General features: G+C 68.1%; 13 protein-coding genes. 3 read left to right on the forward strand and 10 right to left on the reverse strand.

The genetic code is table 11. The features are described from left to right. Positions 1–3: 3 nt before the first annotated feature. The 5 genes from nirD to ASC70_RS16335 all read right to left on the reverse strand — a co-directional run bounded on the left by nirD (position 4) and on the right by ASC70_RS16335 (position 6,051). Complete coding sequence (gene nirD, locus ASC70_RS16315) at positions 4–354, reverse strand: nitrite reductase small subunit NirD (protein WP_047405278.1); 351 nt, start codon at positions 352–354, stop codon at positions 4–6. Then, entirely contained in the window at positions 351–2,837 is a 2,487-nt protein-coding gene (gene nirB / locus ASC70_RS16320) for a nitrite reductase large subunit NirB (protein WP_056051857.1), read from the reverse strand. The genes nirD and nirB overlap by 4 nt, the downstream gene beginning before the upstream one ends. Positions 2,838–2,869: 32 nt before the next feature. Beyond that, on the reverse strand, positions 2,870–4,090 hold the full coding sequence (locus tag ASC70_RS16325) for a NarK/NasA family nitrate transporter (protein WP_056051860.1): 1,221 nt from the start codon (positions 4,088–4,090) through the stop codon (positions 2,870–2,872). 240 nt (positions 4,091–4,330) lie between these two features. Then, positions 4,331–5,482, reverse strand: coding sequence for a CmpA/NrtA family ABC transporter substrate-binding protein (locus ASC70_RS16330; protein ID WP_056051861.1), 1,152 nt, complete (start codon positions 5,480–5,482; stop codon positions 4,331–4,333). Further along, on the reverse strand, positions 5,479–6,051 hold the full coding sequence (locus ASC70_RS16335; protein WP_047405272.1) for an ANTAR domain-containing response regulator: 573 nt from the start codon (positions 6,049–6,051) through the stop codon (positions 5,479–5,481). Before ASC70_RS16335 ends, ASC70_RS16330 begins: the two co-directional genes overlap by 4 nt. A 307-nt stretch (positions 6,052–6,358) precedes the next feature. Between ASC70_RS16335 and ASC70_RS16340 the strand changes: the two genes are divergently transcribed. Both ASC70_RS16340 and ASC70_RS16345 read left to right on the forward strand, forming a co-directional pair. Beyond that, positions 6,359–6,823 (forward strand): DUF4126 family protein, encoded by a 465-nt coding sequence (locus ASC70_RS16340; protein ID WP_047405270.1) that lies wholly within the window; start codon positions 6,359–6,361, stop codon positions 6,821–6,823. Further along, positions 6,820–8,202, forward strand: coding sequence for an FAD-containing oxidoreductase (locus tag ASC70_RS16345; protein WP_056051864.1), 1,383 nt, complete (start codon positions 6,820–6,822; stop codon positions 8,200–8,202). Before ASC70_RS16340 ends, ASC70_RS16345 begins: the two co-directional genes overlap by 4 nt. On the opposite strand, the gene ASC70_RS16350 is transcribed toward ASC70_RS16345, so the two are convergent. The 4 genes from ASC70_RS16350 to ASC70_RS16365 are packed head-to-tail and all read right to left on the reverse strand — an operon-like array spanning position 8,203 to position 12,602. Further along, a complete protein-coding gene (locus ASC70_RS16350; protein ID WP_056051867.1) occupies positions 8,203–8,988 on the reverse strand; it encodes an ABC transporter ATP-binding protein in 786 nt (261 codons plus the stop codon). Positions 8,989–9,000: 12 nt separating this feature from the next. Continuing rightward, positions 9,001–9,897 carry a nitrate ABC transporter permease gene (ntrB, locus tag ASC70_RS16355; protein WP_056051871.1) on the reverse strand — a complete coding sequence of 299 codons (897 nt, stop codon included), beginning with the start codon at positions 9,895–9,897 and terminating at the stop codon, positions 9,001–9,003. Between the two features lie 14 nt (positions 9,898–9,911). Further along, the gene (locus ASC70_RS16360) at positions 9,912–11,204 is read right to left on the reverse strand and encodes a CmpA/NrtA family ABC transporter substrate-binding protein (protein ID WP_056051873.1); all 1,293 of its coding nucleotides are present in this window, start codon (positions 11,202–11,204) and stop codon (positions 9,912–9,914) included. Positions 11,205–11,216: 12 nt separating this feature from the next. Continuing rightward, a complete protein-coding gene (locus ASC70_RS16365) occupies positions 11,217–12,602 on the reverse strand; it encodes an alginate export family protein (RefSeq protein WP_082539753.1) in 1,386 nt (461 codons plus the stop codon). A gap of 534 nt (positions 12,603–13,136) precedes the next feature. Between ASC70_RS16365 and ASC70_RS16370 the strand changes: the two genes are divergently transcribed. Beyond that, positions 13,137–14,210 carry an alkene reductase gene (locus ASC70_RS16370; RefSeq protein ID WP_056051877.1) on the forward strand — a complete coding sequence of 358 codons (1,074 nt, stop codon included), beginning with the start codon at positions 13,137–13,139 and terminating at the stop codon, positions 14,208–14,210. Positions 14,211–14,232: 22 nt separating this feature from the next. On the opposite strand, the gene ASC70_RS16375 is transcribed toward ASC70_RS16370, so the two are convergent. Next, positions 14,233–15,876 carry an NAD(P)/FAD-dependent oxidoreductase gene (locus ASC70_RS16375; RefSeq protein ID WP_056051880.1) on the reverse strand — a complete coding sequence of 548 codons (1,644 nt, stop codon included), beginning with the start codon at positions 15,874–15,876 and terminating at the stop codon, positions 14,233–14,235. Between the last annotated feature and the right edge of the window lie 18 nt (positions 15,877–15,894).

The following is a 15,894-nucleotide window of genomic DNA, read 5'->3' on the forward strand; positions in this document are numbered from 1 at the left end:
TTGTCAGTCCGCCATCGCCGGCTGGGCCAGCAGGACGCGGCCGTCCTTGATCAGCACCGGCACTACGGGCGTGCAGCCCTTGCCGGCGTCGGCGCCTGTGGGCTGGCCGGTGGCCAGGTCGATGACCCAGCTGTGCAGCGGGCAAGTCACGCCGTGGCCGTGGACGATGCCCTGGCTCAAAGGGCCGTGCTTGTGGGGGCAGCGGTCGACCAGGGCGAAGACCTTGCCGTCGCCCGTGCGGAACACGGCGACGTCGCCCTGGGCCGTGGCCACCCGACGCGCGCCGCGCTCGGGGATGTCGGTCACGGCGCCGACGTCACGCCAGTCAGGATCGATATGGGCTTGAACGGTCATTCGGCCGCCATCTCCAGGGGAAGGGTCGCCATCGGGGTGAATTCGCCGGCCGCGACACCGCCGGTGGCGCGCTCGGCCCAGGGGTCGATCTGGGCGGTTTCCTGCGACTTCACGAAGCGGGCATAGAGCGCCGCGCGGTTTTCGAGGTCGTCGACGGTGGCGGCGCGGATCGTGTCGAGGCCGATGCGGGCCATCCACTTGTAGATCCGCTCCAGGTACCAGCCGCCCTCGCGGTACATCTGCATGACCGCGGCGATCAGCTGGATGGCCTCTTCCTCGGTGGGAACCTTGGTCAGCAGCTCGGTGCCCTGGATGTGCAGGCCGGCGGCGCCGCCGACATGGATCTCATAGCCGCTATCGACGCAGATCACGCCGATGTCCTTGCAGGTCGATTCCGCGCAGTTGCGCGGGCAGCCCGACACGGCCAGCTTGACCTTGGCCGGCGCCCACGAGCCCCACATGAACTTCTCGAGCTTGATGCCGAGGCCAGTGGAATCCTGGGTGCCGAACCGGCACCAGTCGCTGCCGACGCAGGTCTTCACCGTGCGCAGACCCTTGGCATAGGCGTGGCCGCTGACCATGCCGGCCGCGTTGAGATCGGCCCACACCGCCGGCAGGTCGTCCTTCTTGACGCCCAGCAGGTCGATACGCTGGCCGCCCGTCACCTTGACGGCGGGAATGGCGTACTTGTCGGCGACGTCGGCGATGGCCCGCAGCTCGTCGGGCGAGGTCATGCCGCCCCACATGCGCGGGACGACCGAATAGGTGCCGTCCTTCTGGATGTTGGCGTGGACGCGCTCGTTGATGAAGCGCGACTGGCTGTCGTCGACATATTCGCCCGGCCAGGCGCACAGCAGGTAGTAGTTCAGGGCCGGCCGACACGAGGCGCAGCCGTCGGGGGTGTCCCATTCCATGGCCTGCATGACGGCGGGCATGGATTTCAGCTCGAGCTCGACGATCGCCTTGCGCACATCGCCGTGCGGGTGATGCGTGCACTTGCACATCGGCTTCGGGCCTGTCTGGGCCTTGAAGCCGTCGCCGAGGGTCAGGCGGATCACCTGTTCCACCAGCGGCGTGCACGAGCCGCACGAGGCCGAGGCTTTGGTGACCGCGCGAACGTCGTCCAGCGTGGTCAGGCCCTGGGCCGTGATGGCTCCCGTGATCGCACCCTTGCAGACGCCGTTGCAGCCGCAGATTTCCTGCGTGTCGGGCATGGCCGCAACGGCCGCGCTAGGGTCCAGGCCCGAGAGGCCCTCCGTGATCGCTTGCCCGAAGATCAGAGTCTCGCGGATGTCCGCGACGTCGGTCCCCGCCCGCATCAGGTCGAAGTACCAGCCGCCGTCGGCCGCGTCGCCGAACAGCACCGCGCCGGCGACCTTGCCGTCCTCGATGACCACGCGCTTGTAGACGCCGCGGGCCGCGTCGCGGAACACGATGTCCTCGCAACCGTCGCCGCCGGCGAACTTGCCGGCCGAGAACACGTCGACACCCGAGACCTTCAGACGGGTCGACAGCACCGAGCCCGCATAGGTCCCCGCACCGTCGGTCAATTCCTCGGCAAGGGCCCGGCACATGTCCCAGATCGGGGCCACCAGGCCATAGCAGTTGCCACGGTGCTCGACGCACTCGCCGACCGAGAACACGGCTGGATCGGAGGTGCGCATGGCGTCGTCGACGATGATGCCGCGATTGACCTGCAGGCCGGAAGTCTTGGCCAGGGTCGCGTTCGGACGGATGCCGACCGCCATGACCAGCAGGTCGCAGGCCAGGACCCGGCCGTCTTTCAGCTTCAAGCCGGCGACCTTGCCGTCTTGGCCGACGATTTCCTCGGACTGGGCGCCCAGCACCGTCTCGACGCCGCGTTCGGCCAGGGCCTCGCGCAGCAGATAGCCGGCGCTCTCGTCCAGCTGGCGCTCCATCAGCACGTCCATCAGGTGGACGACCGTGGCGGCCATGCCGCGGCGGGCCAGGCCGTAGGCGGCTTCCAGGCCCAGCAGGCCGCCGCCGATGACCACGGCGCGGGCGCCGGGCTTGCCGGAAGCCTCGACCATGGCCTCGACGTCGTCGAGATCGCGGAAAGTGACGACGCCCTTCAGGTCCGAGCCCGGTAGCGGCAGGCGGAACGGATCCGAGCCGGTGGCCAGGATCAGCTTGTCGTAGGCGACTTCCAGACCGCCTTCGGCGACCACCTTGCGGCCTTCCAGGTCGATCGCGGTGACGGCGCGACCGGCGTGCAAGGTGATGGCGTTGTCGCGATACCAAGCCTCGTCATTGATGACGATGTCGTCGAAGGTCTTCTCGCCCGCCAGGACCGGCGAGAGCATGATCCGGTTGTAGTTCACCCGCGGCTCGGCGCCGAAGATGGTCACGTCGTAGCGGGCGGGGTCGCGCTTCAGCACTTCCTCGACCGCTCGGCAGCCGGCCATGCCGTTGCCGATGACGACCAGCCTCTCCTTCAGGTTTTCGGCCTTGAGTTGGGTCATGGTGGACAATCTCGTTCGTCGAAGCGGGAGGATCAGACGCGGACGGTGGCGGCGTCGCCATGCAGGGTCGGCCACACGGCGCGCCAGCGAGCCTTGAGGCCGTGCAGGGCCAGGAAGGCGAACATCGCCAGGGCGGCGAAGCCGAGGAATCCGGGCTGGTAGGAGCCGGTCATCTTCTTGGCCATGCCCAGGGTCGAGGCCAGGTAGAAGCCGCCGATGCCGCCGGTCATGCCAATCAGGCCGGTCATGACGCCGATTTCCTTGCGGAACCGCTGGGGGGCCAGCTGGAACACAGCGCCGTTGCCGGCGCCCAGGGCCAGCATCGAGAACAGAAGCACGGCCAGGGCGACGAACGGCGACGGCAGCTGGAAGCTGGCGACCGCCATGCCGGCCGCGGCCAGGATGTAGACGAAGCTCAGGGTGCGCACCCCGCCGAAGCGGTCGGCCAGGGCGCCGCCGACCGGACGGATGAACGAACCGGCGAAGACGCAGGCGGCGGTGAAGAAGCCGGCGATAACCGGATCCAAGCCGTATTCCGAGTTGAAGTACATGGTCAGCGACGAGGCCAGGCCGACGAAGCCGCCGAAGGTCACGCCGTACAGCAGCATCAGCCACCAGGCGTCCGGGACCTTCAGGACATCGAGATATTCGCCCAGCTTCTTGGGCGCGGGCTGCTCCGGCGCATCCTTGGCCAGCAGCATGTAGACGACGAAGGCCAGCGCCAGCGGAATGGCGGCCAGGCCGATCACGGTCTGCCAGCCGAACGCCTTGGCCAGGGCCGGCGCGAACAGGGCGGCCAGGGCCGTGCCTGAGTTGCCGGCGCCGGCGATGCCCAGGGCCAGACCCTGATATTCCTGCGGATACCAGCGCGAGGCCAGCGGCAGGGCGACGGCGAACGAGGCGCCCGCCACACCCAGGATCACACCCAGGGCCAGCACCTGATGATAGTTGTGAATGCCGACGGCCCAGGCCAGCACCAGCCCGGCCAGAACGATCAGCTGGCCGATCATGCCGGTCTTCTTCGGCCCGATCCGGTCGACCAGCACGCCATTGACCAGGCGCAGGACGGCGCCGGCCAGGACCGGGATGGCGACCATCAAACCCTTCTGGGCGGGATCGAGGTGAAAGTCCTTGGCGATCGCGACGCCCAGCGGACCCAGGATCACCCAGACCATGAAGCTGAGATCGAAGTACAGGAAGGCGGCGAACAGGGTCGGCGCATGGCCGGCCTTCAGGAAGTCGCGGGAGAGCATGTCGGCCTCGGATGTCTGCGTGTCTGCGAGAGCGGGGCGTCGTCGCCCCGGACGGGTGACCGCATCCGAGCGGTCCTCTGGCAGCCGCGAACGCCGTTGTTCGGTGGCCTTGATGCTATTGAAGACGGGTGACGGGCGTCATGTCACGGCCCATGCCGCGCTGCGGCGCCGCCGATGTTTGCGACGCACACTTGCTCAGCATTTATGCACGAGCGGCGCCCAGGAAGCGTGCAGGTCTGGCTAGCCGCGATGGATATCGAAGGCGGCGGCGTAGGCGCGCGCGGCCTTCGGATCGAACGCTCGGCCGTCAAACAGTCGCGCCTCGGCCGGTCCAGCGGCGTCGGCGAAGGCCAGGGCCGGCTCCAGAATCGGCCCCAGCGACAGGGCCGCCTCGCGATAGAGGTCGGGGCGATAGACCCGGTCGACCAGAGCCTGCAGATCGTGCTCGGCGCCGATCTGCCCCCAGCGGGTCATCTGCGACAGGAACCAGAGGCCGTGCTCGCGACGCGGCAGGCCCGCCGCGTCGCGGTGGAAGACGATTTCGCTCTCCAGCGCCCGGCCGATCGCGGCCGGCGCCGCGCCGATGCGATCGGGCCGGGCCAGCAGTTCGATCAGCGTCTCGCGGTTCTCGGCCTCGTCGGCCCAGGCCGCGGCGCGCATAACCGCCCGCAGGCAGGCGCGCAGTTCGTCGGGTCGCTGGGTCGCGAGCTCGGTCGTGACGCCCAGCACCTTGTCGGGACCACCGGGCCAGAACTGCGAGGCGGCGATCAGGATTCGGCCGACGCCGCCGGTCTCGGCCACCACGTTCCAGGGGGCGCCGACGCAGAACCCGTCGATGGCGCCCGCATGCATCTGCTCGACCATGCGCGGCGGCGGAGTGACCACCAGGCGCACGTCGCGGTCCGGATCGATCCCCCCCTGCGCCAGCCAATAGCGCAGCAGGTAGTTGTGCATCGAATAGGGGAAGACCACGGCGAAGGTCAGCGGTCCCTGCCCGCGCGCACGCCGCTCCGCGATCACCTTGGCCAGCGGCGCGGCGGTCACCGGCGTTCGCGCCAGGGCGTCTGGATCGACCGCGCGGATCGCCTCGGCCAAGGCGATCGACACCGTGACGGCGCTGCCGTTCTGGTTCAGCGCCAGGGGCGCCAGGATCGCGCCCTGGCCGCCCGCGCCAGCCGACATCGTCGCCGCCAGGGCCATCGGAGCCAGCATGTGGGCGCCGTCCAGCAGGCCGACGGCGACCTTGTCGCGGATCGTGGCCCATGAGGCTTCGCGGATCAGCTCGACGTTCAGCCCTTCTTCCTCGAAGAAGCCCAGGGCCTGGGCCGCGGCCAGGGGCGCGCAATCGGTCAGCGGAATGAAGCCGAGACGCAAATCGGAAAGGCCGCTCACGCGCCGTCCCCCTTCAGCACTCCGGCGAAAGCCAGCAGGTCGGCGGCCACGGCGCCGATCGGTTTGCCCCGGTCCATGGCCAATTTGCGCAGCAGGCGATAGGCGCCGTCCTCGTCCAGGCCGCGCTCCTTCATCAGCAGGCCCTTGGCCCGCTCGACGGTCTTGCGCGATTCCAGGTCGGCCTTGGCCTTGGCCAGATCGCCGCGCAGCTGCTGGGTCAGGGCGAAGCGGCTCATGGCCACGTCGAGGATCGAGCGCACGCGATTGGGCGCCAGACCGTCGACGACATAGGCCGCGACCCCGGCCCGTACCGCCTGCTCGGCCAGGCCCGGCTCGGACCTGTCGACGAACATCACCACCGGATGGCCTTGGCTGGACTCCTGCAGACTATCCAGCGTGTCACGGTCGGGACTCTCGGCGGCGATCACCACCACGTCCGGCGCGAAGGCCATGACCTCGGCCTCGTCGTAGACCGCCGAACGGCGGACTTCGAGCGGTTGCACGCCCTCCAGCCCCTGGGCCACGAGCGCGGCGCGCGCGGTATCTGGATCAATGACAAGCACCCGCATCGCGTTCGTCCTACGCAGGGCGGCGCGATGGGCGGGAAACTTTCCCCCGCCAGGGGCGCCCACTCTGAAGATTGCGCAGAAACCAGGCGCCGACGACCATTCCTTGAGCGAAACGGCAAGCTCTGCCCGAGAGCGAACGATGACGGCGCGGGACTGCCGCGCGCGCCGCCAGACCGGCAAGACCTTGCCGCCGGAGGCGTCCCGCCGCCGCCCAGCGCCATCGGAACGTGCAAGAACAGCGATCGACCTTGCGTTGTCCTCCCGGCTCGCGCCAGATCTGGCGACACGAGATGAAGCGGAGCCTGTCATGTCCCTCTACCTGTTCGCCCTGTTGATCGGCGTGATCGCCGGCTTGCGCGCCATGACGGCGCCCGCGGCGGTCGCCTGGGCCGCGCGCCTGGGCTGGCTGCCGCTGGCGGGCTTTCCCCTGGTCTGGTTGGGCGGCGTGATCCCCGTCCTCGTCTTGACCGCTTTGGCGGCGCTGGAACTGGTCGCCGACCAATTGCCCAAGACTCCCAGCCGCAAGGTTCCGGTGCAGTTCATCACCCGTGTCCTGACCGGCGCGTTCAGCGGCGCGACGCTGATGATGCCGAGCGGCCACTGGCTGCGCGGCGCGGTCATCGGCGCCGTCGGTGCGGTGCTCGGCACGTTCGGCGGCGCCGAGGCGCGCGCGCGGCTGGCCAAGCTGTTCGGCAAGGACCAACCGGCCGCCCTGATCGAGGACGTGGTCGCCGTCGGCGGGGCGCTTTTGATCGTGGCCCTGGCCCGATGAGCGAGGCGCGCGCGTTCGACGCCATCATCATCGGCGCCGGCCAGGCCGGTCCGTCTCTGGCCGGCCGCCTGACCGCCGCCGGCCAGACCGTGGCGATGATCGAGCGCAAGGACTTCGGCGGGACCTGTGTCAACACCGGCTGCATGCCGACCAAGACCCTGGTGGCCAGCGCCTATGCCGCCCATCTGGCCCGTCGCGCCGCCGACTATGGCGTCGTTCTGAATGGTCCTGTCGGCGTCGACATGAAGCGGGTCAAGGAACGCCAGCAGACCGTGGTTCGCACCGCCCGCGGCAATGTCGAGACATGGCTGCGCGGCATGCCGGGCATTACGGTGATCCAGGGCCATGCCCGTTTCGAGAGCGCCGACACGGTTCGGGTGGGCGACGACCTGCTGACGGCGCCGAAGATCTTCCTGAACGTCGGCGGCCGGGCGAATGTCCCCGACATGCCGGGGATCGGCGACGTTCCCTACCTGACCAATGTCGACATGATGCAGCTGGATACGCTGCCCGAACACCTGGTCATCGTCGGAGGCAGCTATATCGGGCTGGAGTTCGCCCAGATGTTCCGACGTTTCGGCAGCCAGGTGACCGTCATCGAGATGGGGCCACGTCTGATCGGCCGCGAGGATCCGGAGATCTCCGACACCATCCGCGAGATCCTGGAGGCCGAGGGGATCACCGTCCGCCTGAACGCCGAGTGCATCCGCTTCGCTCGCCATGACGGCGGCGTCTGCGCCCATGTCACCTGCGAGGCCGGCGCGCCGCAGGTGACCGGCTCGCATGTGCTGCTGGCCGTCGGCCGCAGACCCAATACCGACGACCTGGGGCTCGATACCGCCGGGATCGAGATCGACAAGCGCGGCTACATCGTCGTCGACGACCAGTTGCGCACCAATGTCCCGGGCGTCTGGGCGATGGGCGACTGCAACGGCAAAGGCGCCTTCACCCATACGGCCTACAACGACTTCGAGATCATCGCCGCCAACCTGCTGGATGATGATCCCCGCCGCGTGAGCGACCGCATCACCTGCTATGGCCTGTTCGTCGATCCGCCGCTGGGACGGGTCGGCATGACCGAGGCGGAAGCCAGAACGACCGGCCGCCCGCTGCTGGTAGGCAAGCGACCCATGACCCGCGTCGGCCGCGCCGTCGAGAAGGGCGAGACCCAGGGCTTCATGAAGGTGGTGATCGACGCCGAGACCAAGCAGATCCTCGGCGCCGCCATCCTGGGCCTGAACGGCGACGAGGCCATCCACGGCATGCTCGACCTGATGTACGCCAAGGCGCCTTACACGGTGATCCAACGGGCGGTGCATATCCATCCGACGGTGTCCGAATTGATCCCGACGATGCTTGGCGAGCTGAAAACGGACTAGCTAGGCTGCTCGGCGCGCGTACAGGAACTCGATCACCGCCGCCCGGGCGTGGACGTAGGTCGGATGTTCGGCCACGGCCAGGCGGTCGCGCGGACGAGGTAGCGCGACGTCCAGAATTTGGCCGACACGAGCACGCGGGCCGTTGGTCATCATCACGATGCGGTCCGAGAGCAGGGTCGCCTCGTCGACGTCGTGGGTGATCATCAGCACGGTGTTCTTGAGCGCCGCGTGGATCTCCATGACGCTGTCCTGCAGGTGCGCGCGGGTCAGGGCGTCCAGCGCCCCGAACGGCTCGTCCAGCAGCAGCACCTTGGGCTCCATGGCCAAGGCCCGGGCGATGCCGACCCGCTGCTTCATGCCGCCAGAGATCTCGGACGGGCGCTTGTCCAAGGCGTGGCCCATCTTGACCAGATCCAGATTGTGCAGCGTCCAGTCACGACGTTCGGCGGCCGACTTGGTCCGGCCGAACACCTTGTCGACCGCTAGTGACACGTTCTCGCGTACTGACAGCCAGGGCAGCAGCGAGTGGTTCTGGAACACCACAGCCCTGTCCGGACCGGGGGCGTTGACCTCCTGCCGGTCCAGGATCACCGCGCCGGTGGTGACGGGGGTCAGGCCCGCCACCACGTTCAGTAGCGTGGACTTGCCGCAACCGGAGTGGCCGATGATCGAGACGAACTCGCCCTTTTCGACCTTCAGGTCGATGCCGGTCAGAACCTCGCTGCGGGCGGCCCCCTTGGTGAAGGTCACGCCGACGTTCTCGATGGAAAGATAGGCCTTGGCCATGTGCATGACTCTCTAGCTAGCGGCGCTGCCGCGCGAGACGAAGTGACCGACCAGGGCCACCAGGCGATCGAGGAAGAAGCCCGTGACGCCGACCCAGGCCAGGGCCACGATGATGTCGGCGATCCGCGAGGCGTTGTACTGATCCCAGATGAAGAAGCCGATGCCGACGCCGCCCAGCAGCATTTCCGAGGCGACGATGGCCAGCCAGCTCATGCCGATGCCGATCCGCAGGCCCGTGAAGATATAGGGCGTGGTCGCCGGCAGCAGGATCTTGAAGAAGTACTCGACCGGCGACAGGCGCAGCACCTTGGCGACGTTGACATAGTCGCTGGGGATGTTCCGCACGCCGACGGCGGTGTTGATGATGATCGGCCAGATCGAGGTGATGAAGATCACGAACAGGGCCGAGGGCTGGGCCTGGTGGAAGGCGGCCAGCGAGATCGGCAGCCAGGCCAGCGGCGGCACGGTGCGCAGGACCTGAAAGATCGGATCCAGACCTCGGTGCGCCCAGCGGTTCGAGCCGACGAACACACCCAGCAGGATTCCGCAGACGGCCGAGATCGAGAAGCCGACGCCCACCCGCTTCAGACTGGTGAACACGTGCCAAGCCAGACCCTTGTCGACGCCCCCGTTGTCGTAGAACGGGTGCAGGATCAGGTCCTTCGAGTCCGTCCAGACCTGCTTGGGCGACGGCAGGCCCGTATAGGAGTCGCCGATGACCGCCTGCCAGATGGCGAGCGCCACCAGCAGGGTCAGCAGCGGCGGGATCACCGTCTCGGCCACCGCCTTGGCGCGGCGGCCCAGCTCCGGCAGGAACAGCGACTTGGCCGGCGGAGGCGCGGTCGGCGCGGCGGCGACCGGCGCGGGCGCCGGCGTCGCTTGGCTGAACGAGGGCTTGGGATAGGTCACGGCGCGCCCTCCCCTCAGACCAGCTTCTTGATCGGCTGGCTGGCCAGGTAGGCGCCCGGATTGGCCGGATCGAACACCTTGCCGTCGAAGAAGCGCTCGACGCCGCGGCTGTCGCCGGCCGGACCGTTCTGGCCGATGGTCTTGGCCGCCGCGCGCCAGATGTCCGAGCGGTTGACCTTGTCGACCAGGGCCTTGGTGTTGGTCTTCTGCGGCAGCACGCCCCAGCGCACGTCCTCGGTCAGGAACCACAGGTCGTGGGACTTGAACGGGAAGCTGGCGTTGTCGGCCCAGAACTTCATCCGGTGCGGCGAGTTCTTCAGCGTCCGGCCGTCGCCGTAGTCCACAGTCCCCTGCAGGCGGGGCAGGATGTCGCCCATCGGCACGTTGATGTACTGGCGTCCGGAGACGATCGAGCACATGGCCGGCAGGTTCGAGGCCTTGTCGCACCACAGCTGCGCCTCCTGAACGGCGGCGGTGATCGCCTGGGCGGCGCGAGGATATTTGTCGACCCAGGCCGCGCGCATCCCCAGCGCCTTTTCCGGGTGGTTCATCCACAGCTCGGACGTCAGGCAGGCGGTGTAGCCGACATGCTGATTGACCAGCTGACCGTTCCACGGCTCGCCCACGCAGAAGGCGTCCTGGGTGCCGGCCTTCATGTTGGCCACCATCTGCGGCGGCGGGATCACGATGGTGGCGACGTCGGTCTCGGGATTGATCCCGCCGGCCGCCAACCAGTAGCGGACCCACAGGTCGTGGGTGCCGCCGCGGAAGGTCATGGCGACCTTGGCGATGTTGCCCGCCGCCTTCATCTGCTGGAACTTGGCCTTGGCCCCGGCGCTGTTCAGGCCGACCTGGACGCTCTTCAGGTCATTGCCGACCGAGATCCCCTGCCCGTTCGTGTTCAGGCGAGCCAGGATATACATCGGGGTCGGCACACCGTTGGTCACCGCCCCGGTGGTCATCAGATAGGGCATCGGCGACAGGATGTGCGCACCGTCGATGCCGCCTCGCTCGGAGCCCAGCACCAGGTTGTCGCGGGTCGCGGCCCACGAGGCCTGTTTGACCACCTCGAGGTCGGGCAGGCCGTACTTGGCGAACAGGCCGCGCTCCTTGGCGATGATCACCGGCGAGCTGTCGGTCAGGGCGATGAAGCCCAGGCGAGCCTTGGCCACTTCGGGGCCGGCGCCGGCGGCGTGGGCCCCGGCCGGGAACGCGGCCTTGGCGGCGGCGACGGTGGCGGCGGCGCCGATCAAGGCGTGACGGCGCGTCAGGCCGGACTTGGTCATGTCGGTCTTGCTCATGGTCATGCGTCCTGTCGGCTAGAACTTGTATTCGAGGGTGAACCAGGCCTTGGTCCGCGCGGCCGGCGGCGTCGCCGTGCCGACGGGCACGGTCGTGACGCGCTGGAAGTCGGCGTACTTCAGCTGGATCGAGAGCTTGGTGGTGATCGCGGCGGTGAACTGGACGTCCCACTCGTGGCCGAGGTCGGCGCCGGTCCGCTGATCGTCGAAGTCGTGATAGCGGACCACGATGTCGCTGTTGAAGAAGTAGGTCCGGCGGAAGCGTGGCTTGACGTTCAGGCTGAGGTTCAGGTCCTCGAGGCCGTCGACGAAGCTCTTGTTGCCGCCCGGCGAGACGAAGGCGTCGGCCCAGCCGTTGAAGGCGTGGGTGGTGGCCAGCGGCGTGGTGAAGCCACGCGTCCCGTCGCCTTCCAGCGACTCGTAGGACACCTTGACCGTGTAGATGTCGAAGGTCCCGGCCAGGTCGGCGCCGTAATAGTCGAGCTCGAAGTTCGGCGTGTTGTGGCGGTAGTCCGACTGCTTGGCGTAGGTGGCGTTGTAGGCCAGCTGATAGAGACCCAGCCAGGTCTTGCCCGAAGCCTTGACGCCCTTGGTGATCGACGAGTTGGCCGCCGAGTTGCCGAAGTCGAGCGCGTAGACGAAGCCCTGCACGCGCAGCGCCTCGGCCGGCGACCAGGTGGCGTTGAAGAGGTGGCTGTCGCTGTCCCAGTCGCGCAGCTCGCCCAGAACCCGGTTGATATGGGTGACGTAGGCGTAGGTCGCCTTGAAGCGTCCCAGGGCCACGTCGGTTCGGATGGCGTCGAACGTCTGCTCGTCCTGGCGCCAGCCGACATTGCCCACGAAGCGCTGGTCATCCAGCAGGATGCGCTGCCGGCCCGCCGTGACCTGCAGGGCGGCGCTGGGCGTCCAGGTCAGCTGGGCGCGGTTCAGCTCGGTGACGTCCGGGTCGTTGACGATCGGATAGCGGGCCTTGTCGGCGCCGTTCAGCGGCGCGGTCGCCACGCCCGGTACGTTGACGGCATAATGCTCGGAACCGAGTTGGCGGACGTCCTCGAACTCGATCAGGCCCTTGACGCCCTTGAACTCGGCGGTTTCCCAGCCAAAGCGGGTGCGAACGGTGAAGGCGTTGGCCTCGTCGCGCAGGGTGGCCGTGCGGGTCTGATCAACGTTCTCGTAGCGCGCCCGCACCTCCAGGATCAGCTTGCCCGCCCCGATCTGGTCGCTGATCGTCGGCGGCGGAGCGGGCGGCGGCGGCTCAGGCGCGGCCTCGGCGGCCGGCTCCGCGGCCGCTTCCTCGGCGGGTTTCGGCGCCGGATCCGGCGCGGTTTGCGCCAAGGCGGCCGTGCTCCAGGCAAGCGCGCTCAGTGCCGCACCGCAGTGCAGCATAAATCGTACGGATTTCATGCCTTCATCCCCTAAGGCCAAAACAAAAAAACGCCCGGCGAGACCACGCGCAGCGGTCTCTCCGGACGTCGTTGTCCAAGCTTGCCAGACGGCTACAGCGCCGCCGGCGGCCCTTACGAGCCAACGGGGAACGTCGTTGTCCCCCGTGTCGAGATCAGGAGGCGGCCGAGGGGGCGAACCGGCAATCGCAAAACCGCGTTCGCGGCCGCCGCAACGCACAAACGACGCTGTTTTGCACAGCAGCAAAGCAGGCCAAAGCAGCGCTCTGCACGCAAATTCCGCGTTTCGATCATCCGAACGCGGCGCGTCGTCCAGGGCTGCTGACGGATCGCGAGCGCCCAATCTCGTCCCAGTTGCTCAAAAAGCGCTCGTCGCCGCGCCATGAGATCGACTCGCGGCGCTTCGCCTTTCAGATTTTGAACACTCGCCTTCAGACGAAATCAGAGCCTGTTGCGGTTGCGATAGAAAACTCACTACCCAGATAGCTTCACAGACGCCGACGGAGGGTCGGCGCCCCTTGAGGGATAGTCTCGCATGCCCACCCTGTTCGACCCGCTCCGTGTCGGCGATCTCAACCTGCCCAACCGCGTCGTCATGGCGCCGCTGACCCGGCTGCGCGCCGGTCCGAGCCAGATCCCGAACGCCCTGATGGCCGAGCACTACGCCCAGCGCGCCTCGGCGGGCCTGCTGATTACCGAGGGCGTGCCCGTTAGCCCGCAAGGCGTCGGCTATCCCGGCGTGCCCGGCGTCTGGTCCAAGGAACAGACCGAAGGTTGGAAACAGATCACCCGGGCGGTGCACGACAAGGGCGGCCGCATCTTCATGCAGATCTGGCATGTGGGCCGCATCTCCGATCCGTCGCACCTGAACGGCGAGGCCCCGGTCGGCCCCAGCGCCATCGCCGCCAAAGGCCATGTCAGCCTGCTGCGCCCTGAACGCCCCTACCCCACGCCTCGCGCCCTCTCGACCGAGGAAGTCGCCGGCGTGATCGAAGCCTTCCGCCAGGGCGCCGAGAACGCGCAGGCCGCCGGCTTCGACGGCGTGCAGCTGCACGGCGCCAACGGCTACCTGCTCGATCAATTCCTGCAGGACGGCTCCAACCAGCGGACCGACCAATACGGCGGTCCGATCGAAAACCGCGCGCGCCTGCTGCTGGAGGCGACCGACGCGGCCATCTCGGTCTGGGGCGCCGATCGCGTCGGCGTGCACCTGGCGCCGCGCGCCGACGGTCACTCGATGGGCGACAGCAACCTGCCAGCCACCTTCGGCTATGTCGCCAAGGCGCTGGGCGAGCGCAAGATCAGCTTCATCTCGGCCCGTGAGCACGAAGCGGCCGACAGCCTGGGCCCGGCCCTGAAGGCGGCGTTCGGCGGGGTCTATATCGCCAACGAGAAGTTCGACCGCGACAGCGCCAACGCCGCGATCGCAGCCGGCAAGACGGACGCGGTCGCGTTCGGCAGGGCCTTTATCGCCAACCCCGACCTGGTGGAGCGCCTGAAGGCCGGCGCGTCGCTGAATGCTCCCGACCCGACCACCTTCTACGGCGGCGACGGCAAGGGCTATACCGACTACCCCACCCTGGCCCAGGTTCCCGAACCGGCCGAATAGACCGATCGCCCTGCGGCGGCCGTCAGGCCGTCGCGGGGATCAGGCCCTCGGCCACATAGGTCTGCGCCACCGCCTCGGCGACCTTGATGCCATCGACGGCCGCCGAGAGGATGCCGCCAGCGTAGCCCGCGCCCTCGCCAGCCGGATAGAGGCCTGCGGTGTTGAGACTTTGGAAGTCCTTGCCGCGGGTGATCCGCACCGGCGAGGAGGTCCGGGTCTCGACCCCGGTCAGGATCACGTCCGGATGGTCATAGCCTGCGATCTGGCGGCCAAACACCGGCAGCGCCTCGCGCATGGCCTCGACCGCGAAGGCCGGCAGGCAGGCCGACAGGTCCGTCAGCGTCACGCCCGGCTTGTAGGAAGGCGCCACCTCACCGAGTTCCGTGGAGGGCCGGCCCGCCATGAAGTCGCCGACCTTCTGGCCCGGCGCCTGATAGCTGGAGCCCCCCGCCACATAGGCCAGGCTCTCCCACTTACGCTGGAACTCGACGCCGGCCAGCGGATGACCGGGATAGTCGCGCTCGGGATCGATGCCGACCACGAAGCCGGAATTGGCGTTCCGCTCGTTGCGCGAATATTGGCTCATGCCGTTGGTGACGACGCGGCCGGGCTCCGACGTCGCCGCCACCACCGTGCCGCCCGGGCACATGCAGAAGCTGTAGACGGTCCGGCCGTTCTTGCAGTGATGCGCCAGGCTGTAGTCGGCCGCACCCAGGTCCGGGTGACCGGCGCAGGTCCCGAAGCGGGCCTTGTCCATCCACGACTGCGGGTGCTCGATCCGCACCCCGATCGAGAAGGGCTTAGCCTCGATGTGGACGCCCTTGTCATAGAGCATCTGGAAGGTGTCGCGGGCGCTGTGACCGACGGCCAGCACCACGTGCTCGGCCTCCAGATAGTCGCCCGTCGACAGCTTCAGTCCACGCACCTTGCGCGAACCGTCCGCCGCCGTCTGGACGTCGATTTCGTCGACGCGATGCTGCCAGCGATATTCGCCGCCGAGCCCCTCGATGGTCTCGCGCATGCTCTCGACCATCGTCACTAGACGGAAGGTGCCGATGTGGGGGTGGGCCTCGGTCAGGATCTCCTCGGGCGCGCCGGCCTTGACGAACTCGGCCAGCACCTTGCGGCCCAGATGGCGCGGATCCTTGATCTGGCTGTAGAGCTTGCCGTCGGAAAAAGTCCCCGCCCCGCCTTCGCCGAATTGGACGTTGGACTCCGGGTTCAGCTCGCTGCGTCGCCACAGGCCCCAGGTGTCCTTGGTGCGTTCACGCACGACCTTGCCGCGATCCAGGATGATCGGCTTCAGGCCCATCTGAGCCAGGATCAGGCCGGCGAACAGGCCGCAAGGCCCCGCGCCGACCACCACCGGACGCGGACCTGCATAGGCTTCCGGCGCTCGGGTGACGAAGCGATATTCGGTGTCTGGCGTCGGGCGCACATGATGGTCGCCGGCGAAGCGCGCCAGAACCTCGGCCTCCTCGCGCAAGGTCACGTCGACCGAATAGACCATCAGGATCGCGGCCTTGCGGCGCGCGTCATGAGCGCGGCGGGCGACCTGATAGGTCAGCAGATCCTCGGCGGTGATCCCGAGGCGCTCGACAATGGCCGGCGCCATGGCCTCCGGCGGATGGCCGAGCGGCAGCTTCAATTCCGAAATACGCAGCATGCCCGCGTCTTAGCCGGA

Source organism: Caulobacter sp. Root343, assembly GCF_001425745.1.
Lineage (GTDB): Bacteria > Pseudomonadota > Alphaproteobacteria > Caulobacterales > Caulobacteraceae > Caulobacter.

What these genes read in the sequence shown, in the direction of transcription:
- nirD (WP_047405278.1), bottom strand. Translation starts at nt 354, where the DNA reads ATGACCGTTCAAGCCCATATCGATCCTGACTGGCGTGACGTCGGCGCC.
- nirB (WP_056051857.1), bottom strand. Translation starts at nt 2,837, where the DNA reads ATGACCCAACTCAAGGCCGAAAACCTGAAGGAGAGGCTGGTCGTCATC.
- ASC70_RS16325 (WP_056051860.1), bottom strand. Translation starts at nt 4,090, where the DNA reads ATGCTCTCCCGCGACTTCCTGAAGGCCGGCCATGCGCCGACCCTGTTC.
- ASC70_RS16335 (WP_047405272.1), bottom strand. Translation starts at nt 6,051, where the DNA reads ATGCGGGTGCTTGTCATTGATCCAGATACCGCGCGCGCCGCGCTCGTG.
- ASC70_RS16340 (WP_047405270.1), top strand. Translation starts at nt 6,359, where the DNA reads ATGTCCCTCTACCTGTTCGCCCTGTTGATCGGCGTGATCGCCGGCTTG.
- ASC70_RS16345 (WP_056051864.1), top strand. Translation starts at nt 6,820, where the DNA reads ATGAGCGAGGCGCGCGCGTTCGACGCCATCATCATCGGCGCCGGCCAG.
- ASC70_RS16350 (WP_056051867.1), bottom strand. Translation starts at nt 8,988, where the DNA reads ATGGCCAAGGCCTATCTTTCCATCGAGAACGTCGGCGTGACCTTCACC.
- ASC70_RS16360 (WP_056051873.1), bottom strand. Translation starts at nt 11,204, where the DNA reads ATGACCATGAGCAAGACCGACATGACCAAGTCCGGCCTGACGCGCCGT.
- ASC70_RS16365 (WP_082539753.1), bottom strand. Translation starts at nt 12,602, where the DNA reads ATGAAATCCGTACGATTTATGCTGCACTGCGGTGCGGCACTGAGCGCG.
- ASC70_RS16370 (WP_056051877.1), top strand. Translation starts at nt 13,137, where the DNA reads ATGCCCACCCTGTTCGACCCGCTCCGTGTCGGCGATCTCAACCTGCCC.
- ASC70_RS16375 (WP_056051880.1), bottom strand. Translation starts at nt 15,876, where the DNA reads ATGCTGCGTATTTCGGAATTGAAGCTGCCGCTCGGCCATCCGCCGGAG.